Origin of the sequence: Bacteroides sp. AF25-5LB, from assembly GCF_003602965.1 — a bacterium.
GTDB classification, from domain to species: domain Bacteria; phylum Bacteroidota; class Bacteroidia; order Bacteroidales; family Bacteroidaceae; genus Bacteroides; species Bacteroides uniformis.
Map to the genome: position 1 here is coordinate 213,075 of NZ_QTMC01000004.1, position 24,480 is coordinate 237,554.

Annotated in this window: 26 protein-coding genes; 10 read left to right on the top strand and 16 right to left on the bottom strand. The window is 50.7% G+C overall.

Annotation, left to right across the window (positions count from 1 at the left end):
- Nucleotides 1-199: 199 nt before the first annotated feature.
- A complete protein-coding gene (locus DWY57_RS06590) occupies nt 200-1,243 on the top strand; it encodes a toll/interleukin-1 receptor domain-containing protein (protein ID WP_243634651.1) in 1,044 nt (347 codons plus the stop codon).
- A gap of 9 nt (nt 1,244-1,252) precedes the next feature.
- Here DWY57_RS06590 and DWY57_RS06595 read toward each other — a convergent pair whose 3' ends face one another.
- The 5 genes from DWY57_RS06595 to DWY57_RS06615 form a co-directional block, all read right to left on the bottom strand.
- Nucleotides 1,253-2,578 (bottom strand): hypothetical protein, encoded by a 1,326-nt coding sequence (locus tag DWY57_RS06595; protein ID WP_004293594.1) that lies wholly within the window; start codon nt 2,576-2,578, stop codon nt 1,253-1,255.
- The gene (locus DWY57_RS06600; protein WP_004293595.1) at nt 2,569-3,546 is read right to left on the bottom strand and encodes a DUF6046 domain-containing protein; all 978 of its coding nucleotides are present in this window, start codon (nt 3,544-3,546) and stop codon (nt 2,569-2,571) included. The genes DWY57_RS06595 and DWY57_RS06600 overlap by 10 nt, the downstream gene beginning before the upstream one ends.
- 12 nt (nt 3,547-3,558) lie before the next feature.
- On the bottom strand, nt 3,559-7,401 hold the full coding sequence (locus DWY57_RS06605) for a phage tail tape measure protein (RefSeq protein WP_009316561.1): 3,843 nt from the start codon (nt 7,399-7,401) through the stop codon (nt 3,559-3,561).
- Nucleotides 7,402-7,494: 93 nt separating this feature from the next.
- Entirely contained in the window at nt 7,495-7,680 is a 186-nt protein-coding gene (locus DWY57_RS06610) for a hypothetical protein (protein WP_004293597.1), read from the bottom strand.
- Between the two features lie 11 nt (nt 7,681-7,691).
- Nucleotides 7,692-8,048, bottom strand: a complete 357-nt coding sequence (locus DWY57_RS06615; protein WP_008860783.1) for a hypothetical protein — start codon at nt 8,046-8,048, stop codon at nt 7,692-7,694.
- 224 nt (nt 8,049-8,272) lie between these two features.
- On the opposite strand from DWY57_RS06615, the gene DWY57_RS06620 reads away from it, so the two are divergent.
- The 3 genes from DWY57_RS06620 to DWY57_RS06630 are packed head-to-tail and all read left to right on the top strand — an operon-like array spanning nt 8,273 to nt 10,787.
- The gene (locus DWY57_RS06620) at nt 8,273-9,250 is read left to right on the top strand and encodes a hypothetical protein (protein WP_004303975.1); all 978 of its coding nucleotides are present in this window, start codon (nt 8,273-8,275) and stop codon (nt 9,248-9,250) included.
- A complete protein-coding gene (locus DWY57_RS06625) occupies nt 9,244-10,026 on the top strand; it encodes a hypothetical protein (protein WP_008142932.1) in 783 nt (260 codons plus the stop codon). The genes DWY57_RS06620 and DWY57_RS06625 overlap by 7 nt, the downstream gene beginning before the upstream one ends.
- Nucleotides 10,023-10,787, top strand: a complete 765-nt coding sequence (locus tag DWY57_RS06630; RefSeq protein ID WP_004293601.1) for a metallophosphoesterase — start codon at nt 10,023-10,025, stop codon at nt 10,785-10,787. Before DWY57_RS06625 ends, DWY57_RS06630 begins: the two co-directional genes overlap by 4 nt.
- Nucleotides 10,788-10,871: 84 nt before the next feature.
- Here DWY57_RS06630 and DWY57_RS06635 read toward each other — a convergent pair whose 3' ends face one another.
- From DWY57_RS06635 to DWY57_RS06685, 11 genes are all read right to left on the bottom strand, one after another.
- Nucleotides 10,872-11,363, bottom strand: coding sequence for a DNA N-6-adenine-methyltransferase (locus tag DWY57_RS06635; protein ID WP_004293602.1), 492 nt, complete (start codon nt 11,361-11,363; stop codon nt 10,872-10,874).
- A gap of 6 nt (nt 11,364-11,369) precedes the next feature.
- Nucleotides 11,370-11,825, bottom strand: a complete 456-nt coding sequence (locus DWY57_RS06640) for a hypothetical protein (RefSeq protein WP_004293603.1) — start codon at nt 11,823-11,825, stop codon at nt 11,370-11,372.
- Between the two features lie 3 nt (nt 11,826-11,828).
- Nucleotides 11,829-13,181, bottom strand: a complete 1,353-nt coding sequence (locus DWY57_RS06645; protein ID WP_004303973.1) for a DUF2586 family protein — start codon at nt 13,179-13,181, stop codon at nt 11,829-11,831.
- Nucleotides 13,181-13,528: a hypothetical protein gene (locus DWY57_RS06650; RefSeq protein WP_004293605.1), complete on the bottom strand. Its 348-nt coding sequence runs from the start codon at nt 13,526-13,528 to the stop codon at nt 13,181-13,183. Before DWY57_RS06650 ends, DWY57_RS06645 begins: the two co-directional genes overlap by 1 nt.
- 75 nt (nt 13,529-13,603) lie before the next feature.
- On the bottom strand, nt 13,604-14,653 hold the full coding sequence (locus DWY57_RS06655) for a hypothetical protein (protein ID WP_004293606.1): 1,050 nt from the start codon (nt 14,651-14,653) through the stop codon (nt 13,604-13,606).
- A 126-nt stretch (nt 14,654-14,779) separates the two neighbouring features.
- Nucleotides 14,780-16,018, bottom strand: coding sequence for a Clp protease ClpP (locus DWY57_RS06660; RefSeq protein WP_004293607.1), 1,239 nt, complete (start codon nt 16,016-16,018; stop codon nt 14,780-14,782).
- A gap of 283 nt (nt 16,019-16,301) precedes the next feature.
- Complete coding sequence (locus tag DWY57_RS06665) at nt 16,302-17,006, bottom strand: hypothetical protein (protein WP_004293608.1); 705 nt, start codon at nt 17,004-17,006, stop codon at nt 16,302-16,304.
- Entirely contained in the window at nt 17,003-17,581 is a 579-nt protein-coding gene (locus tag DWY57_RS06670; RefSeq protein ID WP_008860784.1) for a hypothetical protein, read from the bottom strand. The genes DWY57_RS06665 and DWY57_RS06670 overlap by 4 nt, the downstream gene beginning before the upstream one ends.
- Entirely contained in the window at nt 17,562-18,197 is a 636-nt protein-coding gene (locus tag DWY57_RS06675; protein ID WP_008142943.1) for a phage minor head protein, read from the bottom strand. The genes DWY57_RS06670 and DWY57_RS06675 overlap by 20 nt, the downstream gene beginning before the upstream one ends.
- Nucleotides 18,198-18,421: 224 nt before the next feature.
- Nucleotides 18,422-19,744 carry a DUF935 family protein gene (locus DWY57_RS06680; protein ID WP_008142945.1) on the bottom strand — a complete coding sequence of 441 codons (1,323 nt, stop codon included), beginning with the start codon at nt 19,742-19,744 and terminating at the stop codon, nt 18,422-18,424.
- A 301-nt stretch (nt 19,745-20,045) separates the two neighbouring features.
- Nucleotides 20,046-21,026 (bottom strand): IS30 family transposase, encoded by a 981-nt coding sequence (locus DWY57_RS06685; protein WP_117917169.1) that lies wholly within the window; start codon nt 21,024-21,026, stop codon nt 20,046-20,048.
- 379 nt (nt 21,027-21,405) lie between these two features.
- Here DWY57_RS06685 and DWY57_RS21265 point away from each other — a divergent pair, with 379 nt between their 5' ends.
- The 6 genes from DWY57_RS21265 (at nt 21,406) to DWY57_RS06715 (ending at nt 24,374) form a co-directional block, all read left to right on the top strand.
- Entirely contained in the window at nt 21,406-21,639 is a 234-nt protein-coding gene (locus tag DWY57_RS21265) for a hypothetical protein (protein WP_243634653.1), read from the top strand.
- A 10-nt stretch (nt 21,640-21,649) separates the two neighbouring features.
- Nucleotides 21,650-21,988 carry a hypothetical protein gene (locus DWY57_RS06695; RefSeq protein WP_004303967.1) on the top strand — a complete coding sequence of 113 codons (339 nt, stop codon included), beginning with the start codon at nt 21,650-21,652 and terminating at the stop codon, nt 21,986-21,988.
- Nucleotides 21,975-23,108, top strand: a complete 1,134-nt coding sequence (locus DWY57_RS06700) for a phage antirepressor KilAC domain-containing protein (RefSeq protein WP_004303966.1) — start codon at nt 21,975-21,977, stop codon at nt 23,106-23,108. Before DWY57_RS06695 ends, DWY57_RS06700 begins: the two co-directional genes overlap by 14 nt.
- 2 nt (nt 23,109-23,110) lie before the next feature.
- On the top strand, nt 23,111-23,548 hold the full coding sequence (locus tag DWY57_RS06705) for a hypothetical protein (protein ID WP_004293615.1): 438 nt from the start codon (nt 23,111-23,113) through the stop codon (nt 23,546-23,548).
- 156 nt (nt 23,549-23,704) lie between these two features.
- Nucleotides 23,705-23,944 carry a hypothetical protein gene (locus DWY57_RS06710; protein ID WP_004293616.1) on the top strand — a complete coding sequence of 80 codons (240 nt, stop codon included), beginning with the start codon at nt 23,705-23,707 and terminating at the stop codon, nt 23,942-23,944.
- The gene (locus DWY57_RS06715) at nt 23,931-24,374 is read left to right on the top strand and encodes a hypothetical protein (RefSeq protein WP_004293617.1); all 444 of its coding nucleotides are present in this window, start codon (nt 23,931-23,933) and stop codon (nt 24,372-24,374) included. The genes DWY57_RS06710 and DWY57_RS06715 overlap by 14 nt, the downstream gene beginning before the upstream one ends.
- Nucleotides 24,375-24,480 lie beyond the last annotated feature (106 nt).

Below are 24,480 nucleotides of genomic sequence, written 5' to 3' on the forward strand. Positions count from 1 at the left end.
GTTTATTGGTTGCCAATTATTTTGTACTTTTGCAAAGACAATGATATTACTTATGAAACAAGAAATTTTAGAATCCTATATTACATATATATTTGATTTCTTTCAAAAATCAAGATGCTTTAAAGCCGGGCAAGGTAACATGCTCAGAAATTTTAGATTTGCAGCTGAAAAGCAATTTACTCGTAATCAATAGGGTATATTGTATTTCCTGGTAAATACCCTCATTGATAATGGCTATCTCTACTTAAAAGATAGAGATTTTATAGCTCTTACGGAGAATGGTGCCGATGTTATAAATGGGGGAGAGTGTGTTATTCCTAAAATTTCCCTTGAGCGGACAATTTATGAAAAAGAGACCAGTAGATCAGATATATATGAACAGCTTTGGAATATTATCGGATCGAACAAAGAAAATGATTATGCGCCGCTGTATGTAGATGGACCATTGTTTTATAATACAATCAGGCCATATTTAACAACATTGTCGTTACCTCATACATATGGGGAATATATGGCAGAATTGCGGGAAAAGGAAGAATTTACATCAAGAATTAAATGGTATAGGACTTTATTTTTAGCTCTTGATGAGAATGATGTACAAAAATTCCTCAAAGATTTGTCTATCAAAATAAACAGGCTGCTGCTAATGAATACTCCAAAAGATGCGATACAAGAAGCTTTGAATCCTTGGGCAGATGTAGACATTCCTACAATCGATAATACGCCTCTGCCTGAAATTCTCAATAAAGTGGCGGAAGAACCAATTGTGAATAAAAACAAGCCGTTTGTGTTGATTTCGTATGCGTGGGAGGTAGAAGACAATGTCTTTATGAATTGGATTCAAACTTTCGCCAAAGATTTGCGAAGACGAGGGATTGATGCTCAAATAGACCAGTATCAACCTCATGGAACTGACTTGCCTAAATTTATGCTTGAAAGCATCCGTAAGGCAACTAAAGTTCTGTGCATTCTGACTCCAAAGTATAAAGAGAAAGCTGAATCCGGTAAAGGAGGTGCCGCTTATGAAGGGGGTATAATATCACATGAAATATATAACAATCAGGGAACCACTAAATTTATACCGGTTGTACGCAAAGGGTCTTTTGAAACTTCGACACCGGATTTCATTAGTGGAAGAAAAGGTTTTGATTGCTCTACTGACGATAAATACAATAGCGAACTTCCGAATATTATCAAGGTAATAAACGAAGAACCATTGATAGAAATTCCTCCTGTTGAATAACGGTAAATCTTATTTCCTAATTTTATACGGAATACTCAGTTGTTGCCTGTATCCACCCACCCCGAAAGTAGTCGTTACCTCTTCCACGAGGTATACGCCGTTCTTGGAAGGATTACGGTAGTCGATCAGTTCCACCTGTACGGCAGGAGACAGTCCGAAATCCCCGAATACTGTCACATTGCCGGTGATTCCGTTCAGATTGTAATTCCGAAAGTATTCCGTCGTCTCTTCTACAAGCCGGTCGGAATTGATTCCGACATGAGGTGACATATATGGTACGATGGTATATGTGGATAAATCCACCTTGGTCCTGGTCTTCGCTCCTGATGCCGTCGTGTTGCCCGTTACTTTGTGCGTCTTTTTTGAAATCTGCGTGGCATTGACCGTCTGAAACTCCTTGCTGCCCGGCGTCGCCGGGTCGTATTCAGGATTCATGCGTACTGTCACCTCAAAGAATTTTTCATCCGTCCCGAGTGCCTTGCCCGTCACCGCCAAAAACTTCGGATCGGTCTTGACCACTTTCAGGTTGCTCTGCGCCACATGCTCGTTGAAGTATATCCTGTACGGTCCTGTCGATTCATCCTCCGGGAATACCGGCTGAGCCTTGCTGGACGAATAAGGACGCCCGACGGCAATGGACGGTATGGCCCCGTCATCATCGGCATCGTATTTTAAAAAACAGTAGACCTTGTACTTCGACCATTCGGAAAGGATATCCGCTACCGTGAAGTTGTCCGTGACCTTTACCTTGCCGATATGTATCTCAAACCGCTTCGTATCCGAGTGTATCCTGAAGCCGGTATCTTTCAGGATATTATACTTGCCTTCCAGCACCTCGTTCACCGTCGTCCCTTTCGCCGGGGTCTCGAAATGAGGTGCCTGTTTCAGTTTGAGTTTGTAGGCCATATTCTCACACTGGATTTCCAGCGTGCTGTCCGAATTGTATCCGGTAATGTATCCGTCGAACATATTTTTCAGCACGCCGTTGTAGCCCAGCTTGATATTGATGCGCTGTCCGACCTTGAATGTCGTCTCGTCAACCAGACGCTGCGCGCTGCGTTTCTCGATGATGACACCGTCCTGCATCACCTCCGTCGTTATCCTCGACACGTCCTTGCCCTCCAATGTCACGTTCCCGATAATCGTGGAGCGGCATACCGACCCTTTCGGGAATATCACTTTGGCCGTTCCGATCAGCTTCTTGTAACTCTCGTTGATTTCGAGCGACTGGACTTCCGTAATCTCCACGCCGTTCTGTATCCTCATCGGATTGGATGGGTCGGCATCCCCGATGGTGATGCGACAGCAGAGGATATCCATTGCAGCTATACCCATAAACGTGTCAGTTTAAGCAACGAGGCGGGGTCGATGACCTCCGTACCGAATTTAACATACTTGATCCACTTGTTCGTGTGCTTGATGGCCGTGTCCACCTTTTCCTGTTCCGCCAGTTTCAGTTCCACGGCTTCCGATGGCTCCACGGCGACACAGTTCAGCGAATACGGCTGCACGTTCCGGCAATCCGTAGGCTGTAAGGTATAGCCCTGTATAATCAACCGTGAAATGTTGAACTGGCGCAATACCGTGTTGTCGCAATCGATGACACCCTTGTATTGTACCAGCCTGATAAACTTGGACACTTCCGCCTCGGGATACACGTCCGGGTATTTGGAGGTGATCTTGCCGTTGATGGTAATCTCGAGGTCACCCCCGGATATATATTCCTTGCGGGTATAGTCCCGCCCCTGTACCCGGGTCAGCAGGATATTGTTCCGGCTGCTGACCTGTACCTGCGGTCCCAGGTCCACGAATGTCACCAGTCCATACCGGCTGTTCGGCAAAACCTTGCACTCGCTGTTGTCATAATACTTCCCCTCCTCTGATATGGACAGTTCCAGAAAATCCGCCACTGTCCGGCCGACGATGGAATCGATATGGTTTTTCTTCTGCGCCACCGCCTGCTGTTCCCTGATGAGCTGGTAGTACTGTCCGGTCTTGTTCGCAAGGCTGGACTGCGACTGTGTCTGAAGATATTTGTCCCGCACCTGCTGTTCCCAGTATTTGAGGTATCGGGGATAGGAACGTAGCAACCCGTAAGCCGTCTGCGAGGCAACCTGTATGGCTGCCCGTTTGAGCAGGTCATGGTGCCTGGAGAAGTAATGTACCTGCCCGTCCTGCAATTCGGCAAGCCCCATGCCCAACGCCAGACGCGTGGCGTTGCTGATGTATCCGCCAAGCGAACCGTGGTTGAGTATGCCTCCGCTCAACAAAGTCGAGGCCGCGATTTGTATCAGTCTTCCCATAATCCTTTCATTTTATGCGTTCCAGGAGGCATCGAAGTCATGCACGACATCGATGAGCGCCTGTGCCAGTTGTTCTTTCAGGTTCTGTATCTCTTCCGTCTGCCCCTCCTTCGACTTCATCAGGTCGATGGTCCTGACACTGAGCAGGCTCTCTATGTTCACGATGACCTGTTTAGGTGCCGCCGAGGACAACCGCCCCGTGCCGGAATAGTTGCCGCCGGCCCCTCCGTCATCCAGATGCGTGTTGGTAATCGGGTTGGCAGCAAACGGACGTGTATCGTTGGAATCCGGTTCGTTGCCGTACTGGTCGGGAGTGAAGCCCGCCACGCGGAGGATGTTCTCGGCTGCCTCCGCCGAACCTCCGAAAGTCTGCCGGAGCGATGAAAAGAACTTCACGAGTGTCGTATGTGCCAGCTTGCGATGCGCGATGTTGTCTATACGCTGCGCATCGGTGGCGTTCTGCCCCAGTGCCCGCTGTTTCCATAGCCCGTTTTCGTCCTGCTCGAATCCCCAGGCCCTGAACTGGTCAAAGTCGAACCCTCCCTTACGCATCAGCTCATGCGCATTGGCGGCACTCGATATGGCATTCCGATAAGCGGTGGCGGCACGCACAATCTCCGGAACGGTCTGCGTGTTCATGTACCGGGCATAGTCGTATGTGCGGGCGGCAACCGCTTCCGACCTGTCCCCGATATCATTCACATAGACGGCCTTGCCATCCTGCATACGCCACAAAGACTTGTCGAGATCCTTCTCCTGTTGCCCGAAACGCTCCTTTACCGTCTTGAGGAAAGCGTCCACTTCCAATACCGTACCCATCTTCCCGAACTCGGCGTACGCGGCATCGATACGTGTCTGGCTGTCGCGTTTGGCAAGGGTGACAAGCGCATCCCTTATGTCATCCTGACGGGCTTTGTCCATGTTATACACATGGTCTCGCGATACCATCCCCTCAGATGAAGCGATGGCAAATTCCCCCAAGAACCCGGCCCACCAGTTGGATGTGAAGGCTCCGATTTTATGTCCCGAAGCCTCTTCGATACTTTTGCCGGCAACGACCTCGTCCACGGCACGCTTTGTCTTGACAGCCATGTTATAGGTCTCGCTCAGGGAGGAGTAAAGTGCCTCTATGGACGGATAACGGTACTTGCGGTTCGATTCGATCTCTTCCAGTACGGCATCCTTCGCCTCCTTTATCTTCCAGGTCTTGTAAGCCACCCATCCCAAAGTCCCGACCAATGCGGCTATACCTGCCGTGGCGGCAACCGCGCCTGTACTGATGGCACTCAACGAGGCGGCAGCACCGGTCAGTCCGCTGCCGGTAGCCACCTGTGTGGCAAACAGCGACTGCAGGACTCCTTTGGCTCCGATGACACCGCCCCCGGCCATCAAGGCGCGGTTCATCGCTCCCCGTCCCGCCACGCCTGCGGACTGCATGGCCGACACGATGGCCCGCTTCTGGGCAAACGAAACCTTACCGATACCACCCGCCCCCAGCAGCCCCTGCACGACACTGATTGATGTCGTGGCCGCAGACTGTTTGCCGATAAACCCCATGGCGATGCCGATATTCGTCAGGGCTCCCGCCACCTTGAACAGCCGGGTCGCGACAACGCCTGTAAAGACAAGCGGTTCTATCCAATGGAAATTGCGGGTCACCCATGCGCCGATATTGCCGATCACGGTGAAGATGTCCAACAAGGCATTCCCGATGGACACCAGGCCACGGGTAAATTCCGGAGCCTTGAACTTTGCCAGAAAAGTGCGGAGCACAGTGCGGATAGAGGGTTCCAACACCTCGTATGCCTGCATGAACCCTTCGGTCAGCTGGGAGGTCACCTGCGCCCACAATCCCTTGGTCGTATTCTGCTTTACCAATGCCAGTTCTGAGGAAACGCCCTGGGACCCCCGGTTATATGAAGTCAGTTCTCGTAGTTTGTCGTAGTTCTTCAGGAACATCATCGCCGCGTTACCGCCAATTTTCCCGAAGATTGCCTGGACATCCGCCATCGACGCGCCCTTCTTGTTCAATTCCTCGAAAATGTCCGCTATAGGACGGAGTTTCTCGACCTGCACCCCCTCGATGTCGCGCATTTCCGTGAACCGGATGCCCAGGCGGTCCAGAACTTCCTGTGCCTCCTTGGTAGGTTTGGCAAAACGTGTGGAAAGAGCACGCAACGAGGTTCCCGCCAGCGTTCCCTTCAGACCCATATTGCCCAAAAGACCGATGGCGGCACTGCTTTCCGTGAAGTCCACGCCCGCCATACGCAGGTAACCGGCAGCCATCTTGTATGACTCCGCCATCTCCACGATATTCACATTCGAGCGGGAAATGGTGGAGGAGATAATGTCCGCCACGCTGTCCATGCTGTCGTTATGGATATCATAACCGGCCATGATGTTCGTGGCCAGGTCGGCGATATACGACACGTCGTTGTCACCGATAAGTGCCAGGTTCGTGATCGGGCGGATGGACTTGTTGATTGTCTCGATATTCATGCCCGCCATCGACAGGTATTTGACGGCACCGGCAATCTCCACGGCTGTGTATTTCGTGTCGATGCCGATTTTACGGACATGACGGGCCATACTGTCAAAACGGGTCTCGAATGTCTTGAGGTCGCTGTCCGCCACACGGAGGATGGAATGTGCCGATTCCATGATGTTGGAATAGTCGATGGCCTTCGTCAGTTCCGAACGGATCAGGCTGTAACCCATATAGGCATTGAGCATCGAAGCGAACGGGAGGTTCCTGAGTGACGGCGCTTTCGAATACTGGATACGGTTGATGGCGGCACGGCGTTTACTGCGGTAGAGCGTACCGGCTGCAGTATGTTCCCGCTGCATGAGCCTGACGGACTGCATCGCATTGCGCTGTTCCTGCCGTCTTGCAGCCTGCTCGGCCTTTATACGTTCCGTTTCTGCCTTACGGCGTGCCTGTTCTGCCTGCCGGCGTATTTTCTCCGCAGCACGGGCGGCATTCTTGCACTCCCGTTCTTTAGCCCGCGCTTCATCGGCACGCCGCTTTTCCGCCGCGGCGGTTTCTGCCAGAGCCGCCTTACGGCGCTGGTCTGCGGTAAAGAGCTCCTCCGCGTGGACCAGTTTCTGGCGATGCAGCTGCTGTCCTGCATAAAGCCGTTCCATCAGTTTTTGCCGGGCCTTTTCGGGCATTACGAAGGCCTGCGGAGCATATGGCACCGGAACGGAAGGTGTGAGTCCTTCGGATGGTATGCCTCCCTGCATGTTGAAAGAAATGACAGAAGCACTTTTGATACGACCCAATAGGGAAAGTATCTGCTGCAACCTGTTTTCCGCCGTCCCGGTCTTGATTTGCAGTTCCCGGTCACGTTCCATGGAAACCAGGGCGGAGTTGATTTTCCCGATGGCTTTGGTAATGCGTTTCTGCGCGTCTGCCATCGTGCCAACGGACGAGGCGGCATTCTTTTCGATCTCCGCTTTGCGCATCTCGGCAGCCTTTTTCTCGTAAAGGCTTTTGGCGTTGGCCTTGATTTTCTTGCTGTCCAAAGCCTGACCGGCATTGATGGTCAGGCTGATGCCTTTGGAAAGCGTGGAAATATCCGTGAGTAACCCCTTGATACGTTCCAGCTTCTCTTCGCTTTTTTTCGTATCGATGGTCAGGCGGTAATCGAAATTACGTTTCTTGCCGTTCTTGGTGCGGAACACGCGGTCTATCTCGTCCATCATATTCTTGATGTTCGTGACGGCCGGAGTCAGGGACGCTTTCGCCTGTACCAGCTTGCCTACCGCCTCACCGAAGGCGATAACCTGCTTGGTGCCCTGAGAGGCATCCACGTTGATGGAGTAGTTGACCTGATAGTTCTGTTCCTGAGCCATGGTAATGGGTACTGCGTTAAAAGAATAGTCTTTCCGCAAGGGCGGAGATTATGAAACGAAGGCCGCCGCAAACCGGAAGCTTACGGCGGCAGGTCAAGGAGTCCTCTCCGGCAATGACATCGGAACGGGCATACGGCTGATGAGCATCTGCTCGTGCAGCCACAACGCCTCTTCGGAAAGCATCGCGAACTCCTCGTCGGAAATCGTGTCGAGGTTGACGCCGGGAAAGTAGTGGCGGACATAGATCATCCGCTGGCGGATGCGCTGCTCGTCGGTCACTACCCACCGGCTTATAAGTTTACCAGGACACTCTGGCGGGTGGTGATCAGCTCGGAAAGCTGTCCCATCAGACCGAACAGGAAGAGCGACTCGTCGTCCACGAGTTCCTTATCTCCGTCCACGAAGCAGTCGCGGGCCAACGTGCGCATGGCGATTACCTCGTCCTTTTTGGAAGCGGCCATGAATTTGCTGAACTGCGGAAAGCTCGGTTCGGACATGTAGGCCACATAAATCTCTTTCTCGCCGTTTGCGGTGTCTCCGAAAACGACCATCGGACAAATCTTGCGGAGTTTCTTCTCCTCTTTCAGTTTGAGGGCTTTTTCCTTGATCTTGATCTCCTGTTCCAATGAAAGCATTTTTTCGTCCATATCGAATTTGTTTTGATTCACCGAAAGAGTAGGACAAAGAATCGTGGAAAGGTTGAAGACACGGTTCTTATTCACTTGTAATCCATATGTTATACAAAAAACTTCTTTGCTCCTGATATTCCCAGATCAGTCTTTAAAGGAAATTTCGCTGAATATATTTCATATATTTCTTTGATATATAGTATATAATCGTTAATTTTGCATATTCTCAAACATAAATGATTATGTGCAAAATAGATGATTTTATAGATGTGACAAGCCGGTACATCGCTGAATTGCTTGATTTGAGGGCGGACATCAGGCCGGTCGAAAAGGATGTCTTGCATACATTCCCAGCCAATATTACTGCCGGTTATACATTTTGTACGGCTAACTTGTTGGGGCATGACGTAGTTCTTCTGTATAGTGCAGACAGTTCTGCATATACTCCGGGGCAGATGCGGAAACAAAAAGAACTGGTTGAGCGAAAAGCCCAATGCCCGGTAATATTTGTATTGCGTACAGTGGCGGCCTATAATGTACGGCGTCTTGTCAGACATCGTGTAAATTTCATCATACCGCAAAAGCAAATGTTCATACCGGATTTGTTGATAGATTTGAAACCGCATAAAAATAATATCGGGGGAGGTGAAGAAACGCAGATTCCTGCAATTGCCCAATGCATAATCCTTTATCATCTTGAAGTAAAGTCTCTCGAAGGGAAAGGAACTTATGATATTGCAGATCTTTTCAACGTGTCGTATGCCAATGTAAACCGGGCGGTCAGATGGCTGAAAGATAAAGAAGTTATCGCTTTATCCGGCGGCAAGACAAAGAGTATGATATTTCAGTTCAAAAAGCGTGAATTATGGGACAGGATGTTGCCGTTCCTGGCGAACCCCATCGAGCGGATTGTATATACCGATAGTCTGCCTGATGAAGTATTTTGTATTAGTGGAGTAAATGCCTTGTCGGAATATTCAATGCTGAACAAGGAAAAAAATGACACTTATGCCATTGCAAAAGAAGAAGCTCGACGGTTGCAAATCCGGACAGACAAGGAATATGGCGAGACCCGCATAGAGATATGGCGTTACAATCCATGTTTTTTCTCAAAAAACGGCATTGTAGACAAATTGTCTTTATTTCTGGCCATGAAGGATATGGATGATGAACGCATTCAAATAGAATTGGAAACTATGATAAATAATATGATATGGTAAGAGGAATTGATAAATTCAGGGAGTTTTTCACCGGATATGAAGGAAACTATGTCATCATAGGTGGTACTGCCTGTGAAATGCATGAAGAAATATATGCACAAACTCCAAGGGCGACCAAGGACATAGACATTATACTGATTGTGGAGGCGCTGTCTTCGGATTTTGCTGCAAAATTCTGGGAGTTTGTAAAAACCGCAGGGTACAGACAAAGGAATAAGGGAACCGGGAACGGGGAATGCAGGCATGAATATTACAGGTTCAAGGAACCGGGAAATCCGGATTTCCCGTATCAGATAGAACTCTTTTCACGAAATATCGGGGTTGTCAAATTCCCGGACGATGCCCACATTACCCCCATTCCGGTTGATGATGACCTGTCAAGTCTGTCAGCCATTTTGATGGATGATGACTATTATTATTATACCATTGAACACAGCACGTTGGAGGAGGGCGTACATATTGCGAACATTGAAAGTCTTATCTGTCTGAAATGCAGGGCCTATTTAGAAATGACCGAGCGGAAAAGCAATGGAGAACAAGTGGACAGCAAACATATCGTCAAGCACAAGAAAGATGTATTCCGGCTGGTTGCCATGCTTGCTCCTGCCGACACCTACGAAGTTCCTGATTCGCTTAAACAAGATGTTGACAGGTTTTGCCTGGCTGTCAAAGAAGAAGTGCCAAACTCTGATTTTTTCAAATCGGCAGGACTTAAAAGCATTTCCGGAGAACAGTTATTGGAACAACTTGAAGCCAATTTCATAACACAACAATGAGAATCCAATACGCATCCGACCTGCATCTCGAGTTTCGGGAGAACAGCAGTTTTTTGAAGCACAACCCGCTGGCTGTTGCCGGAGAAGTGCTTGTCCTTGCCGGAGATATAGGATATATCGGAGATGAGAACTACTCCAGACATCCGTTCTGGGACTGGGCTTCCGGAAATTACAGCCGGGTCATCGTGGTTCCCGGAAACCACGAGTTTTACAAGATGTTCGACATAGACAAGCTGTATAACGGCTGGTCGCTCAAAATCAGGGAAAACATCACCTGCCACTATAATGCCGTTATCCCATTGGGTAACGATATAGAATTGATCGCTACCACACTGTGGTCACATATCCTGTTGCAGGATGCCTATGAAACTGAGGCAGCCATCACAGATTTCCGCAGGATGCGTTACGGCAGCGAACCGCTGGACTGGACAAGGTTCAATGACGAACATTCGCGCTGTTTCCGTTTTCTGGAACAGAGCGTAAAACAAAGTACTGCCAGACATCTCATTGTCGCCACTCATCATGTACCGTCATTCGAACTGATGGCGCCGGAGTTCAAGGGCAGTCCGCTCAATGGGGCATTTACCGTGGAGCTTGGCGGTTTCATTGCAGACAGCCCGATTGAATACTGGATATATGGCCACTCGCACCGCAATATCAATAAGGTCATCGGAAACACCCGGTGCATATGCAACCAGTTGGGCTATGTGTTCAGTAACGAGCATACGTCATTCGATAAGGAAGCGCATATTTCGATTTAAGTCTGCCATACATAAATCCCGTCTGTCAGCCAAGGTCAATATCCGGCAAACAGACGGGTTATTATGTAACAAATTTATGGTTGACTATTGAAGTCGTGGCTTCACCAACTTCCCGTCGATACCGCATGTTTCCAGAACCGCGGTATTTTCTTTGTTGAAGGCGATCAGGCATGACGGCGCTCCGGCCGTACCACCCTGTTCCCCCGTAACATGGTAAAAACTGAGCCGTCCCTTGATAAAGAGTATTGAATCGGCGTTTGGGAATATCAGTTCGTGGAACAGGCGCGTGTCCGTGCGGGCAAAAGTGAGCGCGACGGCATTCCTGTGTTCGACACACCTGCGGATAAACCGGACAATCAGTGCAGTGTCATAGGGAGGATTGCAGAACACACGTCCGAACCAGGGTTGTTGCAGGCCGTCATCCTCAATGGTATAGTGATGTCGCGCCGTATCCCATGGGCGGTTTACGGGCGAACACGGATCCAAATCGAACGGCCCCAGCCTCCGAAGCAGGCAGGGAGGCGTGAGCCATTCGTTCTTTCCGGTAGAAGATTTCCCCTCGAAAGTTACATCCATGACAGCTTAGATTGTATCACCCGAGCCGATTTGGATATCGAACGGGTTGAGATCGAATTCATGGGTGATATTGGTATCATCCTGCTGTGACTCGAGACAATCCTCCGTGAAGATGCAACCTTTGAGCGTTACGGTCGTCGTTGTCCAGTCCTCGCCGGCCATCGGGTTGGCAAAGCTGATAATCAGGTCGAACTCGCCGATTTCGAGCAGCGAGCCGTACACCGAACGCAACAGCTGTTGCGTGGCATAGTCCATCGTGATGCTCGCCGTATAGGTAATGTTCCCGAACCCCCTCGACACCGGCCGTCCTCCCATGCCGTAGTTACTTTCGACCTTGCGCTTCTTCGACCATTTGATGGCCGACACGCCTTCAAGGGTCGTGGAACCTTCATCGATTCCCAGGGCGGTCGATGACAGGGTTATCATCGACCACGAGTATGCTACATTGTTGATTATTGCCATATGCTATGTCTTATTTGCGGTTAATGACAGTCCTTCCTCTACATAAATCTTCACGGCCACGCCCACCGGGACAAGGACATAGGAGATGCGCAGCGTGTCGTCCACCAACACGTTCTGGTTCGGGTCGATAGTGACGGCGTATCCTGAAATTTCCTGCGCCGCCTGCATCTTGGCCAGTATATCCCCGATGAGTGTCTTGAAAGCTGTAATCTTCGACGGGGCGAGGAACCCGGTTGAAGGATTGACCATCAGCGGTGAGTTCACATACGGCAGCAGGGCTGCACGCACGGCACGGCGGCTCTTGTTGATGGTGCGGTTCCGGGCAATGGTACGGAAATCCCCATGTGAGCATGTCTGGTCTTTCGAGATGTAGATCCCGTTCTCGCGGCCGGCATACTTGATGGGAAAAATATACCCCTTATCGTCGAGTTCGTCCAGCAGTGACGGGGAGAGTGACTCGTACCGGTTCAGGCTGAGGAAGTTCTCCTCTGCCTCGTCGAGGTTGATGTCCCCGAACCCCAACTCTATTTCCTGGAAATCGTCCGCGAAGAGATTGAACTGCTTGACCCATGCGATGGATTCGTGCACGTTGGCCTTTGCTATGGCTCCCATAACCGCTCCCAAAAATCCCACGGGCGTATGGTTCCTGTTGCACATCTGCATCGTGGAGATCTTTTCGTGATGCGCCTGGCCGAATATACAGCTGATACGGCTTGATTCACAGATGCATGAAGGTATTTTATTCAGGTCAATCTGACGCCCCTCAGTCGTATCCGCCCCCGTATTGGAAGGATTGGCGGAAAGGATGAGCGAGAGCGGCTGGTTCTGCTCCGCAAGCCCCACGGCCACGTCGTTGAGCCCCTTTACCAGATTGAGGTTGTATTGTTCCGATGCGCCGTTCGCTTTCCACAGCGGCTGTTCCGTCCATATGCCTATCTGGTTGATCATACCCCCGGCAGCACGCTGCATGATTTCCAGCGCATCCCAGTTCGCCGAACAGTCCGCGAACATCACGTAGAGTTTTCCTGAACCGCCCGGATTGCCGGACATGCGGAAAAATTCACGGATATGGTATGCCGGGATGCCGTGCAGGAAATTGACATTCATCTCCTCCTCGTCGGTTGCCTCCACACGTTCGATGATACCGAAGTCGTTCACGGCGGACTTGAACGAGGTGATGTAGCAGACATCGCCAGGCTTGAGCCTGGTCTCATTGGTTTTACCATACCCCTCCGTGAAAAGCGTCGGCTGGAGGGACACGTCGAACAGCAGTCCCGTCACCTTCTCGCCCGACGAGCCGGTATCGTAAGGAATATTGCCGTCCACATCCTTGATAAATACATTACCGAGTGCCATTATGATTTCTTTTTAAGTTCGTTGTAGAAAGGATTCCTGTAGAGTACGGCCTTGCCCCTGATGGCGGCCGCCGTGTCCGGCGCATAGGTTCCTCCGTGCGTGTCGATGTACAGCGACGGATATGCCGGGAACTTTTTCAACAGGGACAGGATGTGAGGCTCTGTCGTCTCCTCCGACCCTGCATTCCCTTTCCCCGCGGTCTTGGCCGGCAGCCTGTCTTCAGTCTCGCCGCCTGTCCCGAGGTTTTCCGATGCCGTTTCCGGAACGGGCACCGCCTGAGCCTCCGGTGCAGGAATATTATTGTTGTCTGTCTGCGGAGTTTCCTCCGTGTTGATTTTCTTTGCCATAACAGTAGAATGAAAATGGGGAACGGGGCCTTGCCTCCGCTCCCCGGGTGGATATTGAGAATGAAGAAAGGTGTGTTATTCGCTCTTCTTGTAGGCGGTATGGACCACGATCTCCGCCGGGCGGACGATGTTCACGTCCATTTTCATGCGCATCTGGAAAAAGAACAGCTCGGAGTTGGCCTGCAGACGGTCGATTTTCAGGATGTCCGTGTCGTTCGCGTAATCCACCCCCATCCACAGGTTGGAGTCCATGCCGGTGGAGAACTCGCCGAGCACCATCGTGTGTTCGGGGATTCCCACGACCGGGACGATGCGCTTGCCCTTGAAGCGATAGCGGTTGACCTCGGTATTCTCGGAATACTTGACCTGCTTGTCCGAGATATATTGGTCATACGCGTCCCAGGCGTCCCATCCGACCACAAAGGTCAGAGATGTCTTCTTTCGGATCTGCTTCGGACATTTCCTCCACATCGCATAGAGCGCCGCCTCCACCGCGGCCCCGTCCGTCAGCTCGGTCGTTCCCGAAATGATGCACTGCCCTCCGGCAACCACCTCGGCATCGGAGGAGTTCACATTGTCGAGGATCCGTTTGATGACCCCGTCAAAATATTTCTCCTTGTTGGCTCCGATTTTCGTGCAGCCTTCCGGTGCGGTAATCTTGGCCACCGTCTCTCCTCCGCGGGCGGAAGTCCAGATGGCGTTTCCGATATACTCGTTTTTCTTGTCCATAAGGAGACGGAGCATCGTCGCCTGGATTTTCGGGTCGAGCTCGCGGAACACGAGATTGCCTTCCGGCTGCGCGAAACGCCAGTACTTCTCGTAGTCCCTCGGGTTAAACTCGAGATAGACCATAAAATCGGACGGCTCAAGATGGCGTTCGGTGAACTGGTACTCGTTCGTGCCGTCATCGCCCTTGGCTCCGTGGATGGGTTGTGGGGTCGGCACGTTGTCCTGGATAATGTTGCCCAGCTTGATGGCAGGAAGCGTATAGCGGTGCTGGATGCCCGTCTTGATATGAATCAGTCCCTCGCGGACTGTATCATTGCCCTGCACGGTATAGGTCAGCAAGTCCTCAAGTACTTCGCCGCTATACCCGTTTTGAAGAAAGTTTACTGTATCAGCCATTGTCGTTTTAAGTTTTCCGTTGAAGAATGAAACTCGGCCGACTGGCGGATACCTGCTGTTTCCGCGCGAGACACTGCGGTCTCCGGCATGTCAGTTAAAATCGGGCGGACGCCCGCGGATAGTCTGTCAGAGCTTTCGGAACTTGAAATCCGCACCGACCACTTCCGCCACCTTCTCGGCCATCAGCTGTTCGGCGGTCTTTGTCGCTTCCGCCGTGGCCTGGATGTTGGCAGGGTCATCGGCGATTTCCTTCGAGATTTTCTCCCGCGCGGGAATGGAAGCCAGCGTGCTTTCCGCCAACTCGAAGTTGGAACCGGCCATCTCCACCCACTGCGTTTTCGCCTCACGGTCAATCTTGCCTTCTGCAATGGCATTCTCCACCAATGTCTCGATACGGGAAGCCTGCTCGTCCTTCTCTTTCTGCTCGTAGGCGGAAAGGCGTGCCGTCGCTGCGGCCAGGTCTGTCTGCAAGTTCCGGATGGAGGCGTCTTTTCCGGCGATGACGGTCTGCGCGTCGCTCAGTGATTTCTGTATTTCTCTGTATTTGGGTTCCATCGCGGCCAGTTCAGAGATACGTGCCATCACGTCCTTGACCTCACCGTCCTTCATGCCCAGCGAGGCTGCAATCGCCCCGTACTCAAAGCCTTGTGTCTTGTTTTCGTTTGCCATATCGTTTTCCGTTTCTGTAAGAGTAGGTTCAATGCCTTTGAAAGGTTTATTTCCCGCGCTGACACGGCTCATCAGTTCCTGGATGGCGGCCGTATCGGTCAATCCTTCTATCTCGTCATGCACTTTACGGCAAAGCTGCTTCGAGGTATGGATGACATGCTCCGCAGGTATGATGCCGGCCTTGACGGCAGCCTGTGCGTCGAAATAGGTCCCGTCCTTTCCTGCCTGTCCGTCCATGATGGCCCGCACATGCTCCGCTTTCAGGCCGAACCGTTTCCGGTAAATCGTCTCGATCTGTTTGGTAAAAGCCGTTACCATGTCCGACGGTTCCCCTCCGTCATCGTCCGGCAACATCGGGTTATGAATCATCAGTATGGCATAATCACGCATGAGAGAACGCTTGCCCGCCGCCCAGATGATGGAGGCCATCGATGCCGCGACCCCTTCGATGATACATTCCGTATCCACCGTGGCATTGGCGATGGTGGAATAGGTGGACATGCCGTAAAGGACACTGCCGCCCTCCGAGTTGATCAACACGCGGATACAGGAGGGACGGATGATATTTTCCAAAAAGTCGAACTCGTCATTGAAACGTGAGGTCGTCTCTTCCGTCACGCGACCGAAGAAACGGATAACAGCCGGCTGGCCTGCCTTCGCCTCTCCGACGACATATTGAAGTGTGTTCATATCCATATGCAAGGGTTATTTGAACAAGAGTAGGCGGTGGAAAAAGAAAAGGTTTTGCACTGCTATTTATGGAAGTGGAAATATGAGAATCCATCCATTTATGGAAATGCGATTATCTTTACAGTATAATAGATTGTTCAAATTACAGACCGGTTGCAACTATTTGTATCAAGACCGGCATGCTGAACATTCTAAATTCAGCAAGTACAGAAAATGTATCATGAGTCTTGTATTATCTGCTGATTCATGTCTGTTTATACGCAGTGCGGATAAATCTCCTGCATGGATTTCAATTTTCCGATCCAGTATCCGAAAAACCAGATACTTCGTCATGTTCCGGACGCGGATGGAAGCCGTGTCCGCCGCTGTCATGTTGCGGCGCATCGCTGTGTTGGGTGAACGGGGGCATGACCACATACCTTTTTACCCAGTCCCTGTATTTCCACGCGGAAGATTCCCTGAACCATACCTCGTAGTCTATCCAGTACGCCTGCAACATATTGGTTGAAAGCGGCATGTCGAAATAGGTCAGGTTGCACCGCTCGCTCAGCGCCGGCTCATGGTTCTTGGCATCCTGTATGGCTACATTGAGCCGCTGGAAGACCAGAAACGCCTCGCATTCCTTGTCTTCGTCCGCATTGTTGAGCGTATTCAGGATAAACCGCACGCGCATGGTGGCGCGTCCCTCACCGATACGCTGTTGCTGTACCAGGTACCTCACGTTGATAAAGTGGATGAACACGGCAGGGAACACAGTCTCATACTCCGTGTTATCGTCACGGACAATGCGGGCGAACTGGCCGTTGTCGATAGCGACGGTTTTGAACAGGGGCGGCGACAACGGGTCGTCCGGATTCTCCCGCAGGGTCAGGACAGCCCGCTTAACGGCCCGGTATATCTCCACGAAAGGGTTCGCGGAAACTTCTTCAGGCAGGCTCTCCGCCGGTGCCGACGGTTGTGCGGGCTGTGGTGCTGGGTGTTTGTCTTTTATCATAACGGCTGGTGTGGAAATCCTTTAAAAATCATATCTATGAAATGGGCGGCGATATAGTCGTCCGTCTTCGGTGAGAATCCGATGAACTGCCGGTGTACGGGACGGCGCGTGGAATACTGGTTTACCGTGTACAGCCCGAACTTCGGATCGGTATTGTGTATGGCGGCATAATGCCCGTAACGCTCCTTGCTGCGTCCCCGCTTGCCCTTGACTGGAAAGCTCTTTTCCGTAGTCCACATGCAATACCTGGCGCCTTTCCGGAAGATGCGCGTACGGTCCGAACGCCGTCCCACTATGTCTGTCCGGCCGGCTTCCGACTGTATGCTCCGGGCCAGAGTCCCCGTATCGTTCATGAGAGGATGGGTGAACCTCTTTCCCCATTTGGAGGTACGAGGCGCCCATTTGCTACCGTTGAATCCCCCCGAAGCGAATGAGGACACGAACTGCTGCCTGGTATAGTCACCGGCAGCAGTTGCGAAGTCGAATACGTTGAACTCCAGCCGGCTGGCCATGACGCGCGTACTGGTCCTGCTTACCCAGTGGCTGCAAAACTCATCAAGCGTTATCTTGGGCATAGGCGAACTTTCCTTTAATGCGTTTCACAATATCATTCATGTAACCCGGAAGCGGGACGGAGAAATAGCGGTGCGCATCGGAAAAGATACGCCCGCCGGTTGCCAGGCTCTCCCGGAAGACCGGATCCACCTTTTCCAGATAGTCTCCCTTATCCGGCAAAGCCGCCCGGACAGCGGCGAACCCCTCCGCGACCAGAAAGCAGCGGCATCCCCATTCGATCGGCGGTATCAGCTCCGGAGGAAACTCGGATTTGCGGAAGGAAATCCCTTCCAATGAAAGATGCCAGGCACGTACCCGTTCATCGCCTTGTGTCATGTAGGTAAGCACGGTATCCATATCCACCGCCATCCACCATGCGGCCATCGAGGCCGCGAAGAATACCTGGTTGTTCTCTTCCTCCGCATGGACGAGGTTATACCTGCGGCATATCTTTTCGTATGCTTCCATGTCCTGTTCATCCGCTGTCTCGGGCAGTTCCCCGAGCATGGCATACTCCTCTGCCGCGGCAAAATCCACCAGGTTGTCTATAGCTGCAATCAGGATGTCACGCTGCTGCCGTTCCCTCTCTGTTGTAAAGGAGTTGTGATTTTTCAGTATCTCCAATGCCCGGTCCATATCGATTCGCAGACCTGTCAGCGCACGGTCTATGAGGAAAGAGGCACGCAGGGTGATGATGTCCTCTATAATGTCGAGACGTTCCGCGCTGTTCTCCCAATAGAGGATCAGCCTGCGGAATGCATCGAAAATGACACGATACTCCTTTTCCGTATCGGATTCCGTGGTTGCAGATGCCCTGACAGCCCTGAACGGAGCGTTGTCCGGGAGCGGAAGACGGGCTTCTATTCCGCTCCCCGCAGAAAATTTCCGACCTTCGCCCCCCGGGGGCGTCCGTAACGCCGGAAATACTCCTCGTCCGACATGATGCCCCGGTCGTTGTGGCTGAGACCGGATGAGCCGCCTTCGGCTCCGAAACCTAATCCCGGGATAACATTGAGCTGCCGGCCCACATTGATACCGAACTCTTTCTCGATCTCATCGGCCGCCACTTCATATTTGTCCGTGATCAGCGAATAGAGCTTGATGCGGTCCTCGTTGCTCATCTCTATCCGGTTCGAATACCGGAACTCCAATCCTCCGGGGATATACCCGATAGCCACCAGGCGGGGGATTATCTCCTCGTTCATGACGTTTTCGATATACCGACGGTAGACTTCGATACGGTCGCGGAAAATGTCCTGGTGTGCTTTCGTGGAACCCACGTACGACTGCATCCCTCCGGCCATCGACTCGGAGCCGAGCACGAGGTTGGCAACTTCCTTGTTCACAAACTCGATAAGCCCGGTATATATCTTTTCCGAGTTGGACATGGTGAATGTCTTGATATCGACCTCGTCCTCAATGCCGGTAACCACCACCTTGTTCTGTGCCGCGTTGGCTATCTCGTTAGCCAGCCTCTTGCGGTCGGCGTTGCTCTCGCTGACCGTCTTTCCGTGGATAATCGGCTGTCCGTAAGTATGGGAAAAGTTCACATAGTTGGCCACCGTGAATTTCTTGGCCAGTATCAAAGGGGTCGTGGCGGAAAAAAGTCCCAAGTCGCCGGAGTTTACCAGTACATAACAACGGTAATATGCCGGGTCATGTAAATCCCAATGCGGCTCCCACAGTCCCTGCCGCTTCAGTACCGTTTTCTGGTCCGGCAACACATTACGCCGTTCGATGATGTTGACTTCCGCCAGCCTGCCCGTTCTGGGGTCAGTATGCGGCATGATTTCAAGCAGGGTGTACCCGTAGAGCTTGGATTCCACTATGCCCTTGATTATCTTGTCGAACTGCGAACCCTGTATCTTCAGGGAGTTCGCCACGTCCTTGATGTATTTTCCCTTTTCGTTTACACGGGCAAGCATATAGCGGTCGCCGAGAATCTGGCTTTCCAGTGTCTCGACAACGGAACGTATATGAGCGTCCTGTTGCAGGCAGGCTTCATACAGGTCAATGAGCCGGGCGCGGTCATCGAGAATATATCCCGAGCCGGTATCCTGACGGCATGAACGGTAGCGGTTGTTGCGCTCGATTTCGCGGACATACTCCTGAATTGTCTTTTTGGAGGTCTTAAAAATACTCTCCAAGAGTTCCCCGTTAAATGATTTGTCCGATGTAGCCATAATTTTTTTGTTTCTTGTTCAAAGAGTAGAGACAATCCTCAAGAGAGGTTTTTACGGCTAAAAGAATATATGGAGAACGGGACTCTTAATGCTTGATTTACAAACCGAAATATACAACTTAAATATATAGATATTTCGGTTTTATTTGTGTTGTAAATATCTTATTATCAGTGATTAACAATTTATTAAAAGTGTAATTTATGTATATATTTATAGTGTATTTCATATTAAAAAGATATATCTTTGCACCACGTTAGATACAAATCCAAGAACAATGAAAAAGAGAACATGAAAGCTGAATTCAAGTTACAAATGCAACGGAATTCATATTAATAATTTGTTTAAATTTTTCGTTTGGTGTGAGGTATCCAAGTCTTTTACGAGGTCTATTATTTAGATTGTTTTCAATCCATTTAATACGCTTGTTGGTTACTTCACTAAAGTCCGTACCCTTTGGGATATACTGCCTGATAAGACCGTTAGTATTTTCATTGGCACCACGCTCCCAAGAGTGGTATGGCTTACAAAAATAGAAATTAATATCTAGTTTTTGTGATATATCCTCGTGTTTTGCAAATTCTTTTCCATTATCAGCCGTTATTGTGTGTATTAAGTTTTTTACTTTTCGCAATGCCCATACTGTAATCTTTGCTACAGGGATGGCTTCTTTCCCTGATAGCTTACGTATCCAGACTCTGCTTGTTGCTCTATCATTAATGGTTAGAATAGCACCTTTGTGATTCTTTCCAATAATTGTATCTATCTCTAAATCACCAAATCTTTCTTTTTGCTCTACTATTGAAGGTCGCTGGTCAATATCAACCCTATTGGGAATAAATCCTCTACCTGCGTTTTTAGAACCACGCTTTGAATATTTTCGCCCTTGCCTTCTAAGATATTTATGGAGATCCCCACCTTGTCGTTTATCATTCCATATCCAACAATATATAGTTTCGTGAGATACCATAGCTATATTTTCTACTTGGCTTCTGCCCACTATCTGCTCTGGGCTCAAATCCTTTCGTAGAAGCTTTTTTACACGCTTCTTCATAGCTTGTGTAAACACCTCCTTTCGCTTCTTTTCAACCTTACGTTTATCTGCCTTTCTTTGAGCAAGATCAGGGTTGTATTTTCCACTACGAATATCGCAATTGCGTTTTATTTCCCTATAGATACTACTTTTATCAACGCCAATAGCTTCAGCTATATCTTTTTTACTCATAGGAACTTGCAGCATCTTAGAAATTGCATACCTTTGCTTTTCGGTTATATGTTTACTCATCTACAACTTTTATTTCTTTGGACGGACAATAAAAACAAAGATAGTAACATTATCCATTCAGCAGAGAACAGAGGGATTTGTCTCTCTTTTCTCTCTGAAAAAATATTACTTATGCAGCTATTAATCCTGTACCAAAAAGTTGCATTTATAACTTGAACTCAAGAAAGAAGAAAAGATTCCCTGCCGGATAATCCGGTACAGGGAGTTCCCCGATCTGCTTTTCGGAACGTTACGGGAAGACGGACCGGTCTATTTCGACGCGACACGCTTCATCCAGGCCAAAGGAGATGCACGCCGGCATAATGTCCGTGATTTCCGTGTCGCTTTCCATCACTGGGCAACGGCGTTGGCAGACGCCTACGGAATAGACAGGGAAAAGATGATCATCCGTGACGAGGCGTCGGGACACCTGTTAATTGATGAATGTCTGGCTCTATTATTTGTCGTTTACATCGATCCCGCGTTCGGTGTCTACCTTCTGGAGCGCGTGGACGAACTGCTGTCCGGTGGATTTACGGTTTCAGACACTTGGCTGGTACAGGCTGCCGGTCTTAGATTTACAAAGGAGGAATTAACGCAAATTTTAGAACAACATGAGACGCAGCACATTTAAACGACCCAAGATGGTGCTCATCTTCAACGGGGCACAGGTTCTTGTAGCGGTCACGCGCTCGCTGCACAGCGCGGCGGAATTGACAAAAGGCAACTTGCAGGCTATCTCATTCTGTTGCACGGGCAAGTATGTATGCAGCGGCGGACTCTATTTCAGGCATCTGCATCCGGATGTGGAAATCGAGCTGGCCGACCTCGGCACACTGATGCTGAAAGATTATGACGCCCTTTGCGGCGAGAAACGCACGTACTATCCGGTGCGCAAGATGGCACATAAGAGAGCCTTGCTTGAAAACAAACGTAAGTCTGATAACCAAAAGAAAGGAGGAAATACCTATGAGGGAAAATAGGAATGTTCCGTTCCGGGACTGGAACATAAGGGTTTCCCGGAACCATAACGGCCAGCTCCATATCTGCGCCGTGGATATATGCGATATACTCAAGCGGGACGAACTGCTTGAAAACGGCGCCATCGCCCGTGTTTGCCCGACGGCATTGAAAATCAGTTTCCGGAAAAACGGCAGGGAACAGTGGGGTTTCCGTCCCATCGATATGCGCCGGCTTTTACAACTGGTACGCAAGGAGACTATTATACCCCGTGACCTGCTTGATGAATTGGAAGTGTGGGGCAACAAGCTTCTGGAACTGGAAGCCGGGGAGCTGCACGCCGTCCCGCAGGACGACATCGTCATGCACTTCGAGGAAGGGTTCCCCGTCACGTTCCGGCGTGTCGGCGACAAGCTGATGGTCAACGCCACGCAGATCACGATGCACTTCGGGAAAATCCCGTCTGAATGGCTACGCATCGCTTCCACGGATATGCTCCGCAGGGAAATGGCCGGCAACGGACATACCGGGAAATACGAGTCGCAAGTCTTCACCACACGGGGGCGGGGGCACGGTGCGACCTGGTTGGAATCACCGCTTGTCATACCGTTGGCCAGATGGATCGCCCCTGACCTGTCTTTGGCGGAATGGTTGGGCGAGGCTATCGGCAAACTCTCCGTGAAACGAGGGAAGACAATCGTACGCGAACGCCCCAGGGTGGCGGCACCCGGTCTGCCCTGTATGGATTGTCCCATGCCGCAGGATATGGAATCGGCGACGAGACTGATTCTGGAACTGCGGAAGGTGGTGAGTGAATCCCTGCCGAAAATCGTATTCTACGAGGAGTTTATCGAGAACAGGGACTGGTTCAAGAGCACGCGCATCGCTGACGAACTCGGCATATCGCCGCGACAGTTGCACCAGTTCCTTGCCGAAGAGGGCATCTGCAAGTACGAGAAGCGGCAATGGGTGGTCTTTCCTTCCTGCCGGGCCTGGCAATGCGATGTGCCTTACACGTGGGAGAACAGCCGGGGCAAGGTATATACTTTCGGATCCACCAAACGATGGACACAGGCCGGACGGGAGTGTATCATAGAACTGTGGCGCAAGAGGAACCCTGAATACTGCCCACCGGGTGCATAGCGATGGAAACGGCATTACAGCGGATCATCCGCAAGACAGGAAGACGGCCGGTAGAGTGCCGTTGCCGTCTGTGCAGGCAGCAATGCCGGATACCGTGCCTCGGTACGCCGGAAGACATCCTCCGGTTGCTGAAAGCCGGATACAGGGAGCGTCTTGCACCCACTCGGTGGGCGGTAGGCCTGCTGTTAGGAAAAATCCCGTATATCGTGCCGATGGTACAGGCGAAACAGGAAGCAGGCGGGTGCACATTCTTTCAGGACGGACTGTGTGAACTGCATGCGGCAGGGCTCAAGCCCACTGAAGGCAGGTTGTCGCACCATACCATCACCATGGAGAACCTGAAGTTCGGAATGTCGCTCTCGTGGAACGTGGCCAAAGAATGGCTGGACGAGCGGAACTTCGACACGATACGGGAGATTGTCCGGATAATGGGAAAATAGATGAGGGACGGTTTCATGAATGAAGTATCAGTATAACCGGTTGATTCCTCCTTTGCCGATTTCATGGAACCGCCTCTTATTAATTCATACCATTTGCAAACAGTTCGTATTAGTCGCGGCTATCCTTTATCAGGAAAACATTTAAACGCGAATGATATGAAACTGAAAAGCAGAATGACCGTCGGGGAGATGTCGGAACACCTGACGGAACATACCGGCAAGTTCGCCAACCGCGTATCCGTGGGGCGTTACGCCAAAAAACTGGGATACGCCGTGTATAAACCGATGATAAACGGCAGGATATGCCAGTTCTATGTCAATCCGTCGATTAAGGATGACGGGGAAGCGGAAACATTACGGACGAACGAACGCGAAAACGGACATGAAAGGGAATGACGACAAAAGGCAACACGTGATACCGTTTATGAAATGCTTCACCGGGCTGGTCGGCGCGTTCACCCCGGAAGAGGTCATCTTCATGCTGTACATGGCAGACCGTACACGCCTGCGTGAAAAAGGTTACGACACCTTGCGCAGCAAGCGGTACTACATGGAGAACATGGAGATGGGTTCGCGGATTTTCGACAAGTGCGTGGAAAAGACAACGCGTATGGGATTGCTTGAACGGGTGCCGGTCAGCGGGATGTACGATTACCTGTGGCACATGGATTCCTACAACCGGCTTGTAGGGATATTGGCGGAACTTGGAAATCCTTTTTCTACCAGGGCATTCTGTCATCGGATGTTCGATGTGGAAAAAAGGACCGTGGCATCCGTCTCTGACGAAGAGGTCAGCCAATGGAAAGAGAGACACCGAAAAGTTTGAGCGTATCTGTCCACGGAACGTAAATGAATAAAAACAGACGGCATCGTTGTGATTTGCCGTCTGTTTTTGTGTTTTTGCGACATAAAATCCGATAAAACCGGAAGGA

Coding starts and splice junctions, on each gene's coding strand:
- DWY57_RS06595 (WP_004293594.1), bottom strand. CDS start 2,578: ATGGGTATAGCTGCAATGGATATCCTCTGCTGTCGCATCACCATCGGG.
- DWY57_RS06600 (WP_004293595.1), bottom strand. CDS start 3,546: ATGGGAAGACTGATACAAATCGCGGCCTCGACTTTGTTGAGCGGAGGC.
- DWY57_RS06605 (WP_009316561.1), bottom strand. CDS start 7,401: ATGGCTCAGGAACAGAACTATCAGGTCAACTACTCCATCAACGTGGAT.
- DWY57_RS06615 (WP_008860783.1), bottom strand. CDS start 8,048: ATGGACGAAAAAATGCTTTCATTGGAACAGGAGATCAAGATCAAGGAA.
- DWY57_RS06620 (WP_004303975.1), top strand. CDS start 8,273: ATGTGCAAAATAGATGATTTTATAGATGTGACAAGCCGGTACATCGCT.
- DWY57_RS06625 (WP_008142932.1), top strand. CDS start 9,244: ATGGTAAGAGGAATTGATAAATTCAGGGAGTTTTTCACCGGATATGAA.
- DWY57_RS06630 (WP_004293601.1), top strand. CDS start 10,023: ATGAGAATCCAATACGCATCCGACCTGCATCTCGAGTTTCGGGAGAAC.
- DWY57_RS06635 (WP_004293602.1), bottom strand. CDS start 11,363: ATGGATGTAACTTTCGAGGGGAAATCTTCTACCGGAAAGAACGAATGG.
- DWY57_RS06640 (WP_004293603.1), bottom strand. CDS start 11,825: ATGGCAATAATCAACAATGTAGCATACTCGTGGTCGATGATAACCCTG.
- DWY57_RS06645 (WP_004303973.1), bottom strand. CDS start 13,181: ATGGCACTCGGTAATGTATTTATCAAGGATGTGGACGGCAATATTCCT.
- DWY57_RS06650 (WP_004293605.1), bottom strand. CDS start 13,528: ATGGCAAAGAAAATCAACACGGAGGAAACTCCGCAGACAGACAACAAT.
- DWY57_RS06655 (WP_004293606.1), bottom strand. CDS start 14,653: ATGGCTGATACAGTAAACTTTCTTCAAAACGGGTATAGCGGCGAAGTA.
- DWY57_RS06660 (WP_004293607.1), bottom strand. CDS start 16,018: ATGGATATGAACACACTTCAATATGTCGTCGGAGAGGCGAAGGCAGGC.
- DWY57_RS06665 (WP_004293608.1), bottom strand. CDS start 17,006: ATGATAAAAGACAAACACCCAGCACCACAGCCCGCACAACCGTCGGCA.
- DWY57_RS06670 (WP_008860784.1), bottom strand. CDS start 17,581: ATGCCCAAGATAACGCTTGATGAGTTTTGCAGCCACTGGGTAAGCAGG.
- DWY57_RS06675 (WP_008142943.1), bottom strand. CDS start 18,197: ATGGACCGGGCATTGGAGATACTGAAAAATCACAACTCCTTTACAACA.
- DWY57_RS06680 (WP_008142945.1), bottom strand. CDS start 19,744: ATGGCTACATCGGACAAATCATTTAACGGGGAACTCTTGGAGAGTATT.
- DWY57_RS06685 (WP_117917169.1), bottom strand. CDS start 21,026: ATGAGTAAACATATAACCGAAAAGCAAAGGTATGCAATTTCTAAGATG.
- DWY57_RS21265 (WP_243634653.1), top strand. CDS start 21,406: ATGATCATCCGTGACGAGGCGTCGGGACACCTGTTAATTGATGAATGT.
- DWY57_RS06695 (WP_004303967.1), top strand. CDS start 21,650: ATGGTGCTCATCTTCAACGGGGCACAGGTTCTTGTAGCGGTCACGCGC.
- DWY57_RS06700 (WP_004303966.1), top strand. CDS start 21,975: ATGAGGGAAAATAGGAATGTTCCGTTCCGGGACTGGAACATAAGGGTT.
- DWY57_RS06705 (WP_004293615.1), top strand. CDS start 23,111: ATGGAAACGGCATTACAGCGGATCATCCGCAAGACAGGAAGACGGCCG.
- DWY57_RS06710 (WP_004293616.1), top strand. CDS start 23,705: ATGAAACTGAAAAGCAGAATGACCGTCGGGGAGATGTCGGAACACCTG.
- DWY57_RS06715 (WP_004293617.1), top strand. CDS start 23,931: ATGAAAGGGAATGACGACAAAAGGCAACACGTGATACCGTTTATGAAA.